This is a genomic window from Floridaenema aerugineum BLCC-F46 (assembly GCF_041929345.1).
Lineage (GTDB): Bacteria > Cyanobacteriota > Cyanobacteriia > Cyanobacteriales > Aerosakkonemataceae > Floridanema > Floridanema aerugineum.
On sequence record NZ_JBHFNQ010000217.1, the window covers coordinates 1 to 18,450 of the forward strand.

General features: G+C 43.8%; 11 protein-coding genes. 3 read left to right on the plus strand and 8 right to left on the minus strand.

All coding sequences use genetic code 11. The features are described 5' to 3' along the window. The first annotated feature begins 180 nt into the window (after window positions 1-180). The gene (locus tag ACE1CC_RS29695; RefSeq protein WP_413274040.1) at window positions 181-1,032 is read left to right on the plus strand and encodes an alpha/beta fold hydrolase; all 852 of its coding nucleotides are present in this window, start codon (window positions 181-183) and stop codon (window positions 1,030-1,032) included. Window positions 1,033-1,150: 118 nt separating this feature from the next. On the opposite strand, the gene ACE1CC_RS29700 is transcribed toward ACE1CC_RS29695, so the two are convergent. The 3 genes from ACE1CC_RS29700 to ACE1CC_RS29710 all read right to left on the minus strand — a co-directional run bounded on the left by ACE1CC_RS29700 (window position 1,151) and on the right by ACE1CC_RS29710 (window position 3,428). After that, window positions 1,151-1,795 (minus strand): Uma2 family endonuclease, encoded by a 645-nt coding sequence (locus ACE1CC_RS29700; RefSeq protein WP_413274041.1) that lies wholly within the window; start codon window positions 1,793-1,795, stop codon window positions 1,151-1,153. A gap of 80 nt (window positions 1,796-1,875) precedes the next feature. Beyond that, window positions 1,876-2,436, minus strand: coding sequence for a Uma2 family endonuclease (locus ACE1CC_RS29705; RefSeq protein WP_413274042.1), 561 nt, complete (start codon window positions 2,434-2,436; stop codon window positions 1,876-1,878). Window positions 2,437-2,444: 8 nt separating this feature from the next. Beyond that, entirely contained in the window at window positions 2,445-3,428 is a 984-nt protein-coding gene (locus tag ACE1CC_RS29710; protein WP_413274043.1) for a GntR family transcriptional regulator, read from the minus strand. Window positions 3,429-3,792: 364 nt separating this feature from the next. Here ACE1CC_RS29710 and ACE1CC_RS29715 point away from each other — a divergent pair, with 364 nt between their 5' ends. Next, window positions 3,793-5,037, plus strand: a complete 1,245-nt coding sequence (locus ACE1CC_RS29715; RefSeq protein ID WP_413274044.1) for an HhoA/HhoB/HtrA family serine endopeptidase — start codon at window positions 3,793-3,795, stop codon at window positions 5,035-5,037. 93 nt (window positions 5,038-5,130) lie between these two features. Here ACE1CC_RS29715 and ACE1CC_RS29720 read toward each other — a convergent pair whose 3' ends face one another. The 5 genes from ACE1CC_RS29720 to rpsT form a co-directional block, all read right to left on the minus strand. After that, a complete protein-coding gene (locus tag ACE1CC_RS29720) occupies window positions 5,131-9,225 on the minus strand; it encodes a DNA-directed RNA polymerase subunit beta'' (protein WP_413274045.1) in 4,095 nt (1,364 codons plus the stop codon). A gap of 171 nt (window positions 9,226-9,396) precedes the next feature. Beyond that, window positions 9,397-11,289: a DNA-directed RNA polymerase subunit gamma gene (locus tag ACE1CC_RS29725; RefSeq protein ID WP_413274046.1), complete on the minus strand. Its 1,893-nt coding sequence runs from the start codon at window positions 11,287-11,289 to the stop codon at window positions 9,397-9,399. A 167-nt stretch (window positions 11,290-11,456) separates the two neighbouring features. Further along, complete coding sequence (gene rpoB, locus ACE1CC_RS29730) at window positions 11,457-14,807, minus strand: DNA-directed RNA polymerase subunit beta (RefSeq protein ID WP_413274047.1); 3,351 nt, start codon at window positions 14,805-14,807, stop codon at window positions 11,457-11,459. Between the two features lie 772 nt (window positions 14,808-15,579). Next, on the minus strand, window positions 15,580-16,404 hold the full coding sequence (locus tag ACE1CC_RS29735) for a TatD family hydrolase (RefSeq protein WP_413274048.1): 825 nt from the start codon (window positions 16,402-16,404) through the stop codon (window positions 15,580-15,582). 125 nt (window positions 16,405-16,529) lie between these two features. Beyond that, window positions 16,530-16,838: a 30S ribosomal protein S20 gene (gene rpsT / locus ACE1CC_RS29740; protein ID WP_413274049.1), complete on the minus strand. Its 309-nt coding sequence runs from the start codon at window positions 16,836-16,838 to the stop codon at window positions 16,530-16,532. A 277-nt stretch (window positions 16,839-17,115) separates the two neighbouring features. On the opposite strand from rpsT, the gene hisD reads away from it, so the two are divergent. Beyond that, window positions 17,116-18,450, plus strand: coding sequence for a histidinol dehydrogenase (hisD, locus tag ACE1CC_RS29745; RefSeq protein WP_413274050.1), 1,335 nt, complete (start codon window positions 17,116-17,118; stop codon window positions 18,448-18,450).

Consider the following 18,450-nt stretch of genomic DNA (forward strand, 5'->3'; position numbering starts at 1 on the left):
AATTTTGTTGTGGGTGTTTGGTTGGGGTTTTTTGTTTTTAAAAAATTAATTATATATCTTGTTGGTTGCTTTTTTTTTTTTTTTTATTTTTTGTTAGGTTTTTGGTTTTTTGGTTTTTTACATTTGTTATATTTGCCAAAACCCCCAACAACGTACCTAATGACCAATGACTAATGACCAATGCCATTAATTAAAATTCGTGGTGTCGAGCATTTTTATGAATGGATTCGCAGCGAAACTGGTAAAACAAAACCAGTAATGGTTTTTGTTCACGGTTGGGCGGGTTCTGGCAGATATTGGGAAAGTGTTGCTCAAGCTTTAGCAGATGATTTTGATTGTTTACTCTACGATTTGCGAGGTTTTGGTCGTTCCCGGTTGCCTTTAATAGAAGCAGAAGATGCAGCTAAAATAACTTATGAATTGGAAGAGTATGCTGAAGATTTAGCAGCATTATTAGATGCCTTTCAGTTAGAAAGAGTTTATCTTAATGCTCACTCAATGGGTGCTTCTGTAGCTACATTGTTTTTAAATTTGTATCCCCAGCGCGTGGAAAGGGCAATTTTAACTTGTAGCGGCATTTTTGAGTATGACGAAAAAGCTTTTGCTGCGTTTCATAAATTTGGCGGTTATGTGGTGAAAGTTCGTCCGCGCTGGTTAGGAAAAATTCCCTTTGTGGATAAACTTTTCATGAAACGGTTTTTATATCGTCCTTTACCAACAGCAGTTAGTCGCGCTTTTTTAGATGATTTTCTCACAGCAGATTATGAAGCAGCTTTAGGGACTATTTTTACTTCTGTGAGTAAGCAAGCATCAGAAGTAATGCCAAAAGAATTTGCTAAATTAACAGTGCCAACTTTGTTAGTTTCGGGTGAATTTGACCAAATTATTCCCGCAAAAATGGGACGACAAGCGGCAAATTTAAGTGATAAGGTTGAGTATGTTTTAATTCCGAAAACTGCTCATTTTCCCATGTTGGAAGATGCAGAAACTTACTTGCAAAAGGTGAGAGAATTTTTGGGAGTTAGCGATTGAAATCGCGGCTACACAAACAAAGTCCGCCTACGCGGACTGAAAGCATAACAATAATTTTAAAGCCGGATTTGATAAAGGTATAGTTTGTAAAAACCTAATTTCCTTCTGCGTCTTTATACTAAGTTTGTTGAAATTGAGTTAATAACCAAGCATAAACTTGCCCTTGATTCATTTGACGAGTGCGCCGGAAAGCTTCGTTTAATACGGAAATTTTTAATCCTGGTAATACGTAGGATTCAGTAATTCGACGACTGCCATTATTTTCAATTAAAAAAGCTATAACTTGGATGTTTGGTACATCGACAATCCAGTATTCAGTTACTTTTAAATCTTCATATATTAGGCGTTTTTCGCCTTTATCATCAGCTAATGAAGTGTTAGCTACTTCTATAACTAAGGTTGGTGGAGGATAAATATTTAAGTCAATAATCGAAGTTCCATAAGGAATTATGTTAGCGTTTTCACCAATGTAATAAGATACATCTGGTTGCACGTCTTGAACGCCTGTTTTACGATAAGTGCAGTTATCTTTGCCAGTTAAAGCGATTTGTTTGAGTGCAGCAAATAAGCCGACAGCGACAATAACTACAGTATGATCGCTAGCATGGTCGTTTCCTACTGGTGGCATTTCAATCCTCATTTTTCCGTTGTGATAGTAGCATTTTGCTTTTTCATAGTTGGGATTGTCAACTATTTCTATATATTCATTCCAACTAGCTTTTACCCAGGTGTCAGTCACTATTTCCGTCTGAATTTTGCTCATAATTTACCTCTATTCAAATCAAGGGAGAAATAGTTGAGAAAAGGGGATTTCAATAGTGGGAAAAGCTAGAGGAGATAACTTTAACTAAAAGTTAACCAACTAAAAATTTGTTCGGCTGTTATTTCTAAGGGAATTCCATAAATTACAGGTAACTGAGTCGCACCTTGAAAAATTTCCACTTGCTGACCGGGAAATATAGCGAGAATACTTTCTGTTTCTGAGTCGATCAACCAACCTAAGTCTGTGCCGTTTTGAGAATAATGCAATAATTTTTTTAGCACAAAGATTTGTTTCTGTTCAGGAGAAAGAATTTCGATCGCCCAATCAGGATAAATTTCAAAGCGTTTAGCAATTCTCCCCGATGATTGAAGCGGGATTCTTTTCCAGCGGAATACGGAAACATCAGGGACGATCGATTCACCGCCAAACGTGCAGCGTAGTTCGGGAAATGCTATAGCAATTTTTGGTTCTTTAGCTACTCGATTAATCGCTTCACAAAGTTCTAGTTGAAGTAGACTATGTTCGCCTTCTCGAATTGGTTTTTGAATGACTTCTCCCTCGATCAATTCTGATGGCGGATTAGTTTCGGGAACTTTGAAGAAATCCTCTATAGTGGTCTGAGATTGAATCTTTTCGGTCATAAAAATTTTTACCCTAACCCTAATTCTCGCTTGAGTAAGTTAATGGAATTAATGCCAATGTAGTTTTCACAACAAACTAATTGAGGAGGACGAATTAAATCATCTCGTGCTTCAGCTACAACAGCTTTGACGCTGTTGAAACTGGCTTGATCGCTAATAATAACTCTGGCGCTACGAACTAAAGCATTAAGCTTATAAATATCTCCTTTTTGCGCTGTCATTACTAGTAAATCTTCACCGCGTAAACTGTGAATAATTACTTCTGCGGCTCGGAGGATACCAGAACTGAGACTAACTAAACCTACACAACTATCTTTTGGTAAAGTGCTGATAATTTGAATTTCTTTGGTGTAGTCGTAGATGTCGATCGGGATTACTCGCACAGATTTGGGAGCAACGATCGCTTCTGCTTCACCAATAAAATAGCGACTAGTAACAACCGTACCAGAATGTGTTTGTTCTAAAGATTTCGCTAGTTGTTCTAAGGGTACTAACTGCACGGGAATCCCCAAAGCTTGTTCTAATTCTTGTACCATTAATTCGCCAACTCCAATATCATAAGCTGGCGCGGTGACAAGAACACGAGCGCTACAACGTAATCGCCAATCAATTTCTCCTAAGAATAACTCTCTAGCTTGGCTGAGATTACAACCTTGGGCTAAAAGTTGATCTAAACTTTCTTGGACAATTTTACTAGCTTCAGGATATTGTTCTAGAATGGGGGATTTAATTTTAGTTCCGCCTTCGTGACCTTGAGCGCGAACATAAATTCCTGACCCAGCTTGGGAGTCAACTAATCCAATCTCTTCTAAATGACGATAGACTTTGCTAATAGTGTTACGGTGTAAACCCGTCTGCATCGCTAATGCTCTGGTGCTGGGAAGGCGATGTCCAGGGGGAAATTGGCGGGATGCGATCGCAAACCTAATCTGATTAAATAGTTGAGTAGAAGCCGGAATTTCACTATCAGGCTGAATATGAAATTGAACCATACCAGAGCCTCCAGGGACTCTAAATCAATAATTAACAGAGATTTTGCCGTAGGCACCAAAAATTTCTATTTTTGTCTGTAATTCCAGTTTAATAGTTATCCTATCCAAAACTGGCTATCAAAAAATGGCTCTCTTGTTTTAGTGGTGGAAAACTCTGATTTTAGGGACTGGGGAGGACGGGACTAGGATTTATTGAAAAACATAACAATTCATTAATTCATCAGCTTTACTTATCACTTTATCGACGCGAGAGCCAAAAGGTATAAGTTCTAAAATAGTGTAGAGACGTTGTATACAACGTCTCTACACTGCGCTGCAAATACTGAAGTTTTACATAGCACAGTAGAGTAAAAAAATCAACATTATGCCAATGACGAAGATTCTTTCCTTTCTCAATCGATCGATCAAATATACTCTTGTCACCCTCTTGGGAGTAGCTATTTCTTGGAGTGCAATGGCAGTATTACCAATGGCTGCAATTGCTCAAAATCATCTAGAGACGTTGTATACAACGTCTCTACCTGCATTACCCAATTCATCGACTACGGAAGTTCCGCAAAAGTCAAGCATCGATTCCCGACAACGGAACAGTAGTTTTGTCACCGCAGCAGTTAATCGCGTCGGGCCAGCAGTAGTCAGAATTGATACCGAGCGTACCATTACCCGCAATGTCGATCCATTTTTTGACGACCCATTTTTCCGGCGTTTTTTTGGTGATGAATTTTCACGTGGTAGGGGCCCACAACAAGGACTAATGAGAGGTCAAGGTAGTGGTTTTATTATCGATAAAAATGGTGTAATTCTCACCAATGCTCATGTAGTTGACCAAGCGGATAAAGTGACGGTGACATTGAAGGATGGACGCACTTTTGCTGGTAAAGTGCAGGGAGTTGACGAAGTAACGGATTTAGCGGTGGTGAAAATTGACGCAGTAGGCAAATTTTTACCTGTGGCACCTTTAGGGGATTCTTCTACTGTACAGGTGGGAGATTGGGCGATCGCAGTTGGTAATCCACTAGGATTAGATAACACCGTTACCCTTGGTATTGTTAGTACCTTAAAACGACCATCTGTAGAAGTGGGAGTTCCTGATAAACGACTTGATTTTATTCAAACTGATGCCGCAATTAATCCAGGCAATTCTGGTGGTCCACTATTAAATGGTTCAGGAGAAGTAATCGGAATTAATACAGCAATTCGTGCCGGAGCAATGGGAATTGGTTTTGCCATTCCGATCGATAAAGCCAAACAAATTAGTACTCAATTAGCCCAAGGAAAAACCGTTGCTCATCCTTATATTGGCATTCAGATGGTGACATTAACACCTCAATTAGCCAAAGAAAACAACAACGATCCTAATTCTCCCCTCACAGTACCAGAAATTTCTGGTGTATTAGTTATGGGTATTTTGCCTAATACTCCTGCGGCTCAAAGTGGTTTACGTCGTGGAGATGTGATTGTCGAAATTGACGGTCAACCTGTTAATAATGCAACAGTTTTGCAAAATATAGTCGAAGGATCGCGCATTGGTCAAACTCTAGAATTAACTATACAGCGTGGTAATCAAACTCAAAAACTAGGAATTCGGACAGCACAATTGCAGTCTTAATCTTAAGCAAGATCCCCGACAACTTCTGCGAAGTCGGGGATCTTGAGTTTTGAATTGTAGGGGTAATTCATGAATTGCCCCTACAATTCAAAACTATTCAAAATCATCATCTTCATCGTCGTCCATTCCATCATCCCCATAAATTTCATCATCAATTAATTCATCACCATCGGCTAAGAAAGAGTAACCACCACGACCTTTAGTAGTAGGTTCGGTTTCTCGATCGTCTCTGGTGATGTTGTCCATGCGGTAATTGCGGGCGGTGCGATCGTCCAACACCACTTCAGACAAACTTACATCGTCATCAAGCACGCCACTACCGTCATAACCTAAATCAATGTCTGGAGTAGACATCGCCTCTTCATAAGCATTGAATCCAGTACCAGCAGGAATCAACCGTCCAATAATCACGTTTTCTTTCAGTCCACGCAACCAATCAGACTTGCCTTCAATAGCCGCCTCTGTCAACACTCTAGTTGTTTCTTGGAACGAAGCAGCAGAGATGAAGCTATCAGTATTCAAGCTAGCTTTTGTGATACCAAGTAGAACGGGAGTGTACTGAGCCGTAGCAGCACCAGTAATCGACATCGCCTCGTTTACCTGCTCAATTTGCCGCAGTTCCACCAATTCACCCGGAAGCATCACCGTATCGCCCCCGTCATCAACTCGGACTTTGGAAGTCATTTGGCGGACAATTACTTCAATGTGTTTATCAGAAATTTCAATCCCTTGTGATTGATAAACCGATTGAACTTCGTTAACTAAGAAAGTTTGACAAGCTCTTAAAGCAGCCAGTGATGCTTCGTAAATGCCGCGACTTTCCCGATGTAACTCAAAAAAGATTTCCAAGATTTCATGGGGATTCGATGGGCCATCGGTTAAAGGTTCCCCAGCATCCACTTCTTGTCCATCGCCAACGATGACGTTTTGTCCGGGTCCGATGGGATATTCGGCTATTACTCCGTCCGTTTCAATTACTTTGATTTCGTGCGGTTCATCGTCTCCATAAACAATTTGCACTGTTCCGGGGCGACGGGAGAGGATACAAGCTTCTTTTGGTTTTCTTGCTTCTAGGAGTTCTTCAATTCTCGGTAAACCTTGAATAATGTCTCCGGTTTTAGTTCTTTCAAACACCAGTAAAACTAGGTTGTCTCCCCGTTGTACTAAGTCTCCGTCGTCAATGTGTAAAATCGCGCCGTTGGATACCCGATAAGGACGAGCAATTCGCATTACGACTTGAAGGCCGTTGTCTCCTTCTTTAATGGCAACTACCATGCCAGAGGAAGGTGCTTCTATACCTGGGGCTATTGTCATGCCATCGGTAATTAAGTCCTTGACTTTAACCGCGAGGTCTTTTTTACTTGTGACATTGGTTTGTATAGTGATTAGATCGCTATCTCTGACTATTAATACACGGCGAATCGCTTCTGCACCTTCCCGAATCCCACGAATTTCTCCAGCCTCTTTACACTGAATTTCGGTGCGTGCGACTACTGCACCGGGGGGAATTTCTTGACCGTTGTGTACTAGTAAGCGAGTTTGGGTGCTGCCTTGGGTAGCATCTGCCGCCACATCCCGACGAATTACTAATGATTCTAGGATCACTAATTGCAGACGCATTACTTCTGGGTCGTCTTCGTCTGGAATTAACTCAATATCAGCCGCTAATTGAGGGGCATCTCTGCCAATTTCTAACACCAGTTGAGTCCGCAGCAAGTCTAACCCTTCTACGGATTTGACTCGTTCTCCGTCTTTGTAAGGTAGTCTTTGGACGGCACGCAGTTCTAAGGATTGCACTGCCTCTTGTAGGGGCAATTCATGAATTGCCCCTACAGTTTCAGATTCGGAGAGGGCGAGGGCTGAATTTTGAATTTGTTCTCCTGCTGCCTTTGATGATGCTCTTTGGGTGGGAACGCTGGGATGATCGGGAATATGGAATTCCTGAACTGGGCGCAGTAGCAGGGCTGGGCCTTCGGGGGTTTCGATGTATTCTGCGTAACGCAGTTCTTGAGGGCTGATGCCCGGGTAGATTTCTTGCCCTGGATTAACGAGGCTGCCTGTGTTTTCGGTCATTATAGAACGGAAGTCAGGGGCGATCGCCTCCAAATCATCAATTAAATGCAAGTCTCCCGGTTTAATCACGATTTCCCGCAGGATGTCGTTTTTCTGCACCACTTCAATCACCCCAGAACTACCAGCGAAGATATCTTTGACTACCTCCGTTCCCGCTTCGATAAATTGTCCATCTTCGACTAAAAGTAGTGAGATGTCTTTGTTAACTTCGTGGGCTTCTTCTGGTATCCACAGCAGTGTGCCGCCTTGAACCACTTCGTAACCTTGTTTAGCCTTGCCGCGTTTCGCTACTTCTACTCCGGCGTATTTGATGATACCGCCTGTGTTAGTGCGGTAGCGATCGTCAATAAGTTCAGCCACCACCTGATTGTTTAACACCTTTGTCCCAGGTGCAGCCTTCAAAGAAAAAAGTTGCCCACCTTGAGTTTCAATTAAGTAGTGATCCACCCCTTGGAACTTCTCGCCGCGAACTCTGGCAGTATCCAAAAGTACCGAAGCAGTGATAATTTCTATTTCACGGGCTAATCCAGTGTTATTATCTTGGGGTAAACGAACCACCCCACCATGTTCGCTGATTAACTTAGTTTCCGCAAGCACACTATTGGCTGCGATTTTGTCATAGTTTTTGACCACAGGTTCCGCACCCGGTGGTAGATTGTATACCTCTCCTGAGAGCACCCAGACTAGTCCCCCACGTTGGGCGATTCTGGTAGTATTGCCTTGGCGATCGGTCTTTTCTTCCGGTATCAAATCAGCAAACTTGACCTCTCCGGCTAAGTCAGAAGCCACATCTTTTACAGCCTTTTCCGTACTCCGACGAACGTTTCGCCCAGTAATCGGTACTTCTGCAAGTAATTTCCCAATTTTAATTTTGCTGCCATCTGCGGCTAGGAGGGTTGAACCTTGGGCGATCGGGAAGGTTTCGGAGTTGTCTGTTCCGGTAAGGGTGATTTCGCCGTTGGTTTCTGCGGTGAAGGCTTCTTCACCATGACGGGTACGGTGGGGACGAACTCGGAGGCTGCGGCTATATTTAACTGTGCCTTCGATGCTGGATTTGATGACTTTGGCTACTTCTCCGGTGAATACCCCTCCGGTGTGGAAGGTTCTCATGGTTAGCTGTGTACCAGGTTCACCGATCGACTGCGCCGCAATAATCCCCACAGCCTCGCCCAAGTCTACCATTTTGGCATGAGCCAGACTCCAACCGTAGCAAGTTTGACAGACAGAACGAGCAGCCTCACAGGTAAGAGGACTGCGGAGAATGACCTCTTCTACTTTTGCCTTGCCGATTTCAGCCGCTAAGTCATCGTCTATGTGTTGGTTACGTTTGGCAATGATTTCTCCGGTGGTAGGATGGAGTACGTCGGCTGCTAACATCCGTCCGAGTAGGCGGTCTTTCAGGGGGATGAGAACGCGATCGCCATCCGTCATCGGCTTCATCGTAATGCCCCGATTAGTCCCGCAATCTAATTCCCGAATAATTACATCTTGGGAAACGTCCACTAAGCGGCGAGTTAAGTAACCAGAATCCGCCGTTCTTAACGCCGTATCCACCAATCCCTTCCGAGCACCGTAAGAAGAAATAATGTATTCCGTAACCGTCAATCCCTCCCGGAAATTAGTTTTAATCGGTAAGTCAATGATTCGCCCTTGAGGATCTGCCATCAGTCCCCGCATTCCTACTAGCTGGCGAACTTGGGAGATGTTACCTCTAGCACCAGAAAACGCCATCATGTAAACAGAGTTCAGGGGGTCTTTTTTGCGGAAGTTAGTAACAACTTCATCTTTTAAAATTTCGGAGGTGCTGTTCCAAGTGTCAATTACTTTTTGGAAACGTTCTACTTCGGTAATTTCTCCTCTAGAATAACGCTGTTCAGTATTCCGAATTTCTTCTTCTGCTGCTTCTAAAAGTTCGCGTTTGCTATCAGGAACCTGCAAATCATCTACAGATATAGATACTCCAGCTTTTGTCGCATAACGGAAACCTAAGTCTTTAAGTTTGTCTGCGATTTGGGCAGTTCGGGCAGTTCCATAGTTGGTAAATGCCCAGGTAATTAATTTTTTTAATTGACCTTTGTCTACAACTTGATTACGAAATACTTGTTCTTCTGTCATGGTAATGCTTGAGTTTTGTTAGCGTAGCGGTGCGTAGCACGTTTTAAGTTTTGAGTTTTAAGTTAGTTACTTCGTAAAGTTTTAAGTTCTAAGTTTTAAGTTAGTAATTTCATTCAAAACTCAAAACTCGTAACTCAAAACTAACGAAGTAACTCATAACTTAAAACTTTTTTAGCGGAGTGCGTTTTCGATCGTCTTATTGAAAATAATCCTTCCCGGAGTGGTGCGAATATATTGGTTAATTAAGTTACCTTCTGCATCTTCCCGGACTCGACGCAAAAGTACGCCACTTTTCTCACCCACATAAGTTTTAGTGACAATCTGTCCATCGTCCGATCGTTCTTCACTCGCGAGTTTTTCTGGTTCTGAATGTACACTTTTGCCATGAAACCGCACCATGATGTATGAATGCAGGTTAATTTCTTTCTGTTCGTAGGCCATGATTACGTCATCAAGACTAGGGAAGTAGCGGTCTTTATCTTTAGCAAAAGCCGGATTCTCCGCAGTCAAATAATAACAACCCAGAACCATATCTTGGCTTGGAGTAACAATTGGTCTACCAGTTGCCGGAGACAAGATATTATTAGAAGCTAACATTAGCAATCTTGCTTCCGCTTGAGATTCCAAAGATAAAGGAACGTGAACCGCCATTTGGTCGCCATCAAAGTCAGCGTTAAATGCGGGACAAACTAATGGGTGTAATTGAATCGCCCTTCCTTCCACTAAAATTGGTTCAAAAGCTTGAATCCCTAATCTGTGTAATGTTGGTGCCCGGTTTAATAATACTGGGTGTCCTTCAATTACTTCTTCCAAAACATTCCAAACGCTTGGATCGTTGCGTTGAATTAACTTTTTCGCCGCCTTAATGTTGTTTACTAATCCTTGGCGAATTAAGCGATGGATAACGAAGGGTTGGAAAAGTTCGATCGCCATTTCTCGCGGCAAACCACACTGGTGAATCTTTAATTTTGGCCCGACCACAATTACAGAACGACCAGAATAATCCACCCGTTTACCTAACAAGTTTTGCCGGAAACGACCTTGCTTCCCTTCAATAATATCCGACAAAGATTTCAACGGACGATTATTAGCCCCAACCACCGTTCTACCACGCCGACCGTTATCAATTAAAGCGTCTACAGCTTCTTGTAACATCCGTTTTTCGTTACGGACAATGATTTCCGGCGCTAGAATTTCCTGTAATCTAGCTAAACGGTTATTCCTATTAATTACCCGACGATACAAATCATTTAAATCCGAAGTCGCAAACCGACCACCATCTAACTGCACCATTGGGCGTAAATCAGGCGGAATCACTGGAATAACCTCTAACACCATCCAATCAGGTAGAGAACCAGTAGCCACAAAGTTATCCATTACGCGCAATCTTTTAATTAATTTGGCGCGTTTTTGTCCCTTAGCAGAAGCAATTTCTTCGCGTAATTGTTCCGCCTCTTTTTCCAGATTCAAATCTTGCAGTAAACGTTGTAATGCTTCTGCGCCAATTCCTACTTCTACGCCTGAGAGTTGGGTATCCTCACTGTAGATTTGATCCTCTATTTCCATCCACTGATCTTCACTCAGCAGTTGCTTATAAGTGAGGTTTGGCGCATTACCAGGATCTAGAACCACATAAGCATTAAAGTAAACAATTTGTTCCACATCCCGCAACGGCATATCTAAGAGAATCGCAATATAAGAAGGAATTCCCTTAAGATACCAAACATGGGCTACTGGTGCTGCCAATTTAATGTAGCCCATGCGATGCCGACGCACTCTAGATTCCGTTACTTCTACGCCGCAACGTTCGCAAACAATGCCTCTATGTCTGACTCTTTTGTACTTACCGCAATGACATTCCCAATCCTTAGCAGGGCCAAAAATTCGCTCGCAAAACAAGCCATCCATTTCTGGCTTTAAGGTGCGGTAGTTAATAGTTTCTGGCTTAGTTACTTCCCCAACAATTTGTCCATTTGGTAGAGTTCTTTCTCCCCACTGCCGAATTCTTTCTGGTGAAGCAATGCCAATTTTTACATAATCAAAACGCTGTTCCAGCTTTGCCATTTCTACTCCGAAAATCAAAATATTATTATTAGGAAATCAACTTTTTTAGGGAGTGGGTAGTGGGTAGTGGGTAGTTGGCATTTTTCAGGAGACAGAAGACAGGAAAAAACATTTATTCTGCTTTCTACCTCCTTTTCCATTACCAACTACCAACTACCTATTACCCATTACTCTTCTTCCTCTACCAAATCCTCACGAGTCAGAGACTCATAAGTTGGCTTACTAGGAGTCCGACGACCGCCCACATCAGCCATCAAATCAACTTCCACATCTCTGGTGCTACCATCATCTTGGGTTTCCACCTTATGTACGGCAATATCCAATCCCAAAGATTGCAACTCCCGCATTAACACTTTGAAAGATTCTGGTGTACCAGGACGAGGAATGGCTTTGCCCTTAACAATGGCATTGAGTGCTTCATTCCGCCCCTGCATATCGTCAGATTTCACTGTCAGCAATTCTTGTAAAGTGTAGGCTGCGCCGAATGCTTCTAGTGCCCACACTTCCATTTCTCCAAACCGCTGACCGCCTTGTTGCGCTTTACCACCCAAAGGTTGCTGTGTCACCAAGGAGTATGGGCCAGTGGAACGGGCGTGAATCTTATCATCGACCAAGTGTACTAGTTTGAGCATATACGCTTTACCGACGGTGATTGGTCGATCGAACGCCTCCCCAGTGCGCCCATCGTAGACGATAATCTTACCTGGGTGTTCTGGTCGGAACAGCCACTCTTTCCCTGTTTCGTCTCTGGCTTGGTCTAGTTTGCCATGAACTGTTGCCCGTGAAGCTTCCTTTCCATAGCGTTCGTCAAATGGGACAACTTTAAACCGATATCCCAAGTTTTCTCCCGCCCAAGAAAGCAAGCATTCAAATACTTGTCCGACGTTCATCCGGGAAGGTACACCCAGAGGATTCAACACGATATCTACCGGAGTACCATCTGGTAAATAGGGCATATCTTCTAATGGCAGAATTCGAGAAATAATCCCTTTATTACCATGACGACCCGCCATTTTATCCCCAACTTGGATTTTCCGTTTTTGGGCGACATAAACGCGGACAACCATGTTTGCGCCCGGGGGTAGTTCGTCGCCTTGTTCGCGAGTAAACACCCGCACATCTACGACGCGACCTTTTTCCCCGTTCGGTACACGCAGGGAGTTATCCCGGACATCTCTGGCTTTTTCCCCGAAAATTGCCCGCAGCAGTTTTTCTTCTGGAGGTTGGTCAGATTCCCCTTTTGGTGTAACTTTACCAACCAGAATATCTCCAGATTCCACCCAAGCACCAATGCGAATAATTCCGGTTTCATCTAGTTGTCTGAGGGCATCTTCCCCAACGTTGGGAATTTCGCGAGTAATTTCTTCTGGCCCTAATTTAGTTTGTCTGGCCTCAATTTCAAATTTTTCAACGTGAATTGAGGTGTAAATATCCTGATAAACTAAACGTTCATTAATTAGGATCGCGTCTTCGTAGTTATAGCCTTCCCAAGGCATATAAGCGACTAAGATGTTATGTCCTAATGCTAGTTCGCCGCCTTCTGTAGCTGAACCATCTGCCATTACTTGACCTGCTTGGACTTTATCGCCGACGTGGACGATCGGTCTTTGGTTCAAACAGGTATCTTGGTTAGAACGTTGATATTTTTGCAGTACGTATTCAATTTCTTTCGGCTGTTCTTCTTTCCCGTCGCTTCCTTGTATTGATGCCGGACGAACTCTGATTCTTTCGGCATCAACGTATGTAACTTCTCCATCAGTCCGAGAAACAATCACCATCCCGCTATCTCTAGCAGCTTGGGCTTCCAGTCCTGTCCCTACTAAAGGTCTTTCCGGTCTGAGTAATGGTACCGCTTGCCGCTGCATATTGGAACCCATCAGCGCCCGGTTCGCGTCGTCATGTTCTAAGAAAGGAATCAAAGAAGTCGCAACGGAAATAATTTGTACCGGAGAAACAGCTACATAGTCTACTTGGTCTGGAGTAGTGGTAGTAAATTCTTGACGATAACGTACTGGGACAGTATCGCCTAAAATTCTGCCGTTTTCGTCTATGGGAATGTCTCCAGGGGCTACCCGCTTGTCGTCTTCTTCGTCAGCGGTCATGTAGGCTGGGGGCAAGTGAGATTGCACTATGGCATTTTCTACGCGCCAGAAGGGGGTTTCTAAGAAGCCGTACTGGTTAACTCTAGCATGGGTAGCCAAGGAACTGATTAACCCTGCGTTCGGCCCTTCTGGAGTTTCGATAGGACAAACCCGACCATAGTGAGAGGGGTGAATATCCCGAACTGCAAACCCTGCCCGTTCTCTGGTTAATCCTCCAGGGCCTAGTGCAGAAAGTCGCCGTTTGTGGGTTAATTCTGCTAAGGGGTTGGTTTGATCCATGAACTGCGAGAGTTGGGATGAACCAAAGAATTCTTTAATCGCAGCAACTAATGGTTTGGGGTTAACTAAAGATGCGGGTGTCAAAACTTCGGCATCGGAAACTGTCATCCGTTCTCGGATGATTCTTTCTAAACGGTTTAACCCTACGCGGACTTGGTTTTGCAGCAGTTCCCCCACGCTACGAACGCGACGGTTGCCTAAGTGGTCGATGTCGTCTGTGTTGCCAATGTCAAACTCCAGGTTAATCAGGTAGTCAATGCTGGCAAGTATGTCTTGGGGTGTGAGTACCCTCATGGTGTCTGGAACACTCAGGCGCAGTTTGCGGTTGAGTTTGTAGCGCCCTACTCTACCTAAGTCGTAGCGTTTGGGGTCGAAGAACCGCGAATCTAAGAGTTGTTGACCGCCGGAAACGGTTGGTGGTTCTCCGGGACGCAGTTTGCGGTAGAGTTCCATTAAGGCTTCTTCTTCTGTTGGGTTGCCTTCTTTTTCCAGGGTTTTTTGGAAGTATTCTGGGTGACGTAGGGCATCGAAGATTTCGTTGTCTGCTAATCCCAAGGATTTTAAGAGGACTTGGGCGGAAAGTTTGCGGGTTTTGTCAATTCTGACCCAAACTAAGTCGTTTTTGTCGGTTTCAAATTTCAGCCATGCGCCTCGGTTAGGGATGAGGGAGGCTGAGTAGGTACGCCGACCGTTTTTATCTACTTCTGATTTGTAGTAAACTCCAGGGGAACGGACGATTTGGTTGACGATGACTCGTTCAGCACCGTTAATGATGAAGGTGCCTCGGTCTGTCATTAAGGGTAAGTCGCCGATGAATACTTCTTGTTCTTTAATTTGTCCGGTTTCTTTGTTTATTAATCGAGTCGGAACATACATTTGGACGGCGTAGGTACTATCCCGGCGTTTGGCTTCGTCTACGTCGTATTTAGGTCTTTTTAGTTTGTAGTCTTTGCCTAAAAAGTGTAGTTCTAGCTTTCCTGTATAGTCGGTAATTGGGGAGAAGCTACTGAGTTCTTCGATTAATCCTTCTTCTAGGAACCAACGAAAGCTGGAGCGTTGGATTTCTACTAGGTCAGGTAGTGTAACATTAGCAGTAGGAGCCTCTTGGTTGGAAATGTTCATTTGGTCAGCAAGCATAGTTAATTTTTAAGTTTTAGGCGATCGCAAACAAAACAAAGAAAGTAGGTTAGTCAATTAACCTAGTTTGATTGAAGTTTAGTTAAACAATTCAAAATTAGAAATTCAAAATCCCACAGGAAGATTTTGGCATCTGGCATTCTGAATTGACGAAGCATCCTCAATCCTAAATCGAAAGTATGAAAATCTGTGTAGTTTGTTAATTGCAAGTCTTCAATCTCAGCAAAGGTTTTGTAGATTACCACTAAACAACCCCAAATTCAAAAAGTCGATTTTTTCTTTTGAATTTTGCTTCTTCGCATTTTGCTTTGACTTAAGTTTTGTCACAGAATGCTGCGCTGGGCTTTAAAAGTTACCATTCCCTCGTTAAACTGTATTTAGCTTTCTTCTGCAATATCTCTCTCCAGATAGTCGGCTGAAGTTGCCCAAAGACATAAGTTCCGGTCACGCCGACCGTACTAGATGATATTGATATCGCTTTAAAAGCTGTTCTCATAAAGTTAAACGTTGGTGGCTAGGCAAGCAAATTTAAAAATATCAGGCTTTTCACCTAGTAGTGTCGTTCGCGCAGCGTGCCGTCAGGCCGATCGCCGTCATTTGCCTGTGTACTTCTTTTGTGGCTATGATATTGTAGCGTAGCAATAGTGTTTAGGCTAACTCGTTGATTCACGGCGTTTTCCCCCACTGTATTTTCCCCCTTAAACATTATGGCGCAATGTTACCCATATTGGTTGACCAAAAACGGTTTTTTTAGTATGGGTTGCCAGAATTTTTATTTAGTCTGTTGTAGTAAGTTACATTTTACACTCTTATTAGCCGTAATTGGCAGACTAAACAATTGACAAGCGTTTTGAGTTGTGGTATTCGCGATCGCTTCCGGGGACACCCCACGTAAATCAGCCACAAATTCCGCTACATGGCGAACATAAGCTGGTTCGTTACGTTTCCCCCGTTTGGGAACTGGGGCAAGAAATGGGCAATCTGTTTCAATGAGCAACCGATCTTGAGGAATCATTTTGGCGGATTCTTGAATGGCGATCGCATTTTTGAATGTTACTACACCACTCAGGCTAATATAGAAACCTAAGTCTAAAAACCATTGAGTTTCTTCGGGAGTTCCGCCCCAACAGTGCATAACTCCAGCAACTGAACCAGAATTTGCCCAAAAATCCTGCATGAGCTTCTGCATTCGCGCAGCTGCATCTCTACAATGAATAATTACTGGCTTTTTCAGTTTCTGGGCTATTTCTAGTTGAGAGAGAAAAACTTCTTCCTGCTGTTGTTGGTTTTGCGCCTTGTAAAAATCCAGTCCCATTTCGCCGATAGCGACTACTTTGGGATCTGAACTACACAAGTCATAAATTTGCTTTTGGGAATCAGTTGTCCACTTTTCGGCATCCAACGGATGTAAACCCACAGCAAAAAACAGTTCAGGAAACCGCCTGGAAAGGGCTTGAATGCCTGAAAACTCTCCGGGATGGACGCAAGAGTGTACTAATGAGATAACTCCCGCATCGCGCCAGCGTTGTCCAACAGCATCTAAGTCTGCCTCAAACACATCAAAATTGATGTGTACGTGGGTATCAATCAACTGCATGGTTAGGGGAAAGTTTTAAGTTTTGAGTTTTGAGTTTTGAGTTACAAAGAAAGTTTAGGAAGTTTTGGGTTAATAAAATTCCCTATCTCCCCTAATCGAACCCATCTCCCCATCTCCCCAGCCTTCTAAGAAGCTGTAGCCGTTGCTGGGTTGGTATGGCGCTTTAAAGTTCTCGCAAGACGAGATTTTTTCCGCGCCCCAGTGTTGGGATGCAGCACGCCTTTTTTCACGGCTTTGTCGATTTTGCTGTAAGCAGCTGACATCCGCTGCTGTACTTCTGTGAGCGATTCTGGGGTAGGATTAGCAGCATAAGTGTCTACGGCTGCAAAATATCCCTTCATCAGCGTTCTGACTGCTGATTTGTATGCTTTATTACGCAAACGGTTGCGTTCGGCAATTTTTACTCGCTTAATAGCGGACTTAATATTAGCCACTGCTGTTCTTCCGAAGCTACTCTATCTAAATAAACATTGAAAGTCCTGGAAAAACTAATATAACATCTATGCTGACGCGGGAGCGATCCGCGATCGAAATCTCAAGTTAAGCTAGAGAAACAAATTAATGGGCAAGCCTGGAACGTAGGGATGAGTTGACCAAACATACTTATCTTAAAATACAGATGGTTTGACAACCAACCCCGCATAATTACCAGGGTGTCTGTGCCCCCTTTCCACAAACGGGTAACTTCCTAAGATTGGCATTCCTAACTCCATGCTGCGAATCATCACTGAGCGGACTGAGGCAGAAGCAGAATTGCGGCGTATCCGCGATCGCACTTCCACTGACCAGATTGTTCACAAAGAAGCAACGGTTCGAGAAGTCCTTCAGCGCGTTAAAGCGCAAGGCGATCGAGCGGTATTGCATTATACGGCGGAATTCGATCGACAAAACTTAACGCCAGAAGAGTTGCGGGTCAGCGGTTCCGAAATGGATGCTGCTTATCAGCAGGTATCGAAAGAACTGTTAAATGCGATTCTTCTGGCTAAGGAACAGATCGAAGCTTTCCACCGACAGCGAGTACCCAAATCCTGGGTGCAGTTTAAAGATGACGAAGTAGTGTTGGGTAAACGTTACAGACCAGTAGACAAAGCCGGGATTTACATTCCCGGTGGTCGCGCCGCTTATCCCAGTACTGTGCTGATGAATGCGATTCCGGCTAAGGTGGCTGGAGTATCGCGCATTGTCATGGTCACGCCTCCAGGGATGGATAAAGCGATTTCTCCAGCTGTGTTGGTAGCAGCACAGGAAGCAGGTATAACGGAAATTTACCGTGTGGGAGGGGCGCAAGCGATCGCAGCACTAGCATACGGCACAGAAACTATACCCAAAGTCGATGTGATTACTGGCCCTGGTAACATTTATGTGACACTGGCAAAAAAATTGGTTTATGGAACTGTGGGCATAGACTCGTTAGCAGGGCCATCAGAAGTGTTGGTAATTGCGGATAAAACAGCTAATCCAGTCCATGTAGCGGCTGATTTGTTGGCGCAAGCAGAACACGATCCAATGGCTTCGGCGATTCTGTTAACTACGGATTCTACTTTGGCGCATAAAGTGCAAGCTGAGGTAGAACTGCAATTGGTGGATCACCCACGCCGGACGTTGACGGAAAAAGCGATCGCGCACTATGGCTTAATTGTTCTGGTAGAGTCTCTAGCCTTAGCTGCGGAACTGTCTAACGAATTTGCCCCCGAACACTTAGAACTAGAAGTGGAAGATCCTTGGTCAACCTTGGATTTGATTCGCCATGCGGGAGCAATTTTCCTGGGTCATTCTACCCCAGAAGCCGTCGGCGATTACTTAGCAGGGCCAAATCATACTTTACCAACTTCCGGTGCCGCCCGCTACGCCTCTGCTTTGGGCGTGGAAACCTTTATGAAACACTCTAGCCTGATTCAATATTCTCCCACCGCACTTCAGAAAGTAGCTAGTGCGATCGAAGTCTTGGCAAATGCAGAAGGACTACCTTCTCACGCAGACTCAGTGCGACTGAGAGTTTCCCGACGCGACTCAGGTCCTGAAGGCAATCCCAATTCTTCATCCTAA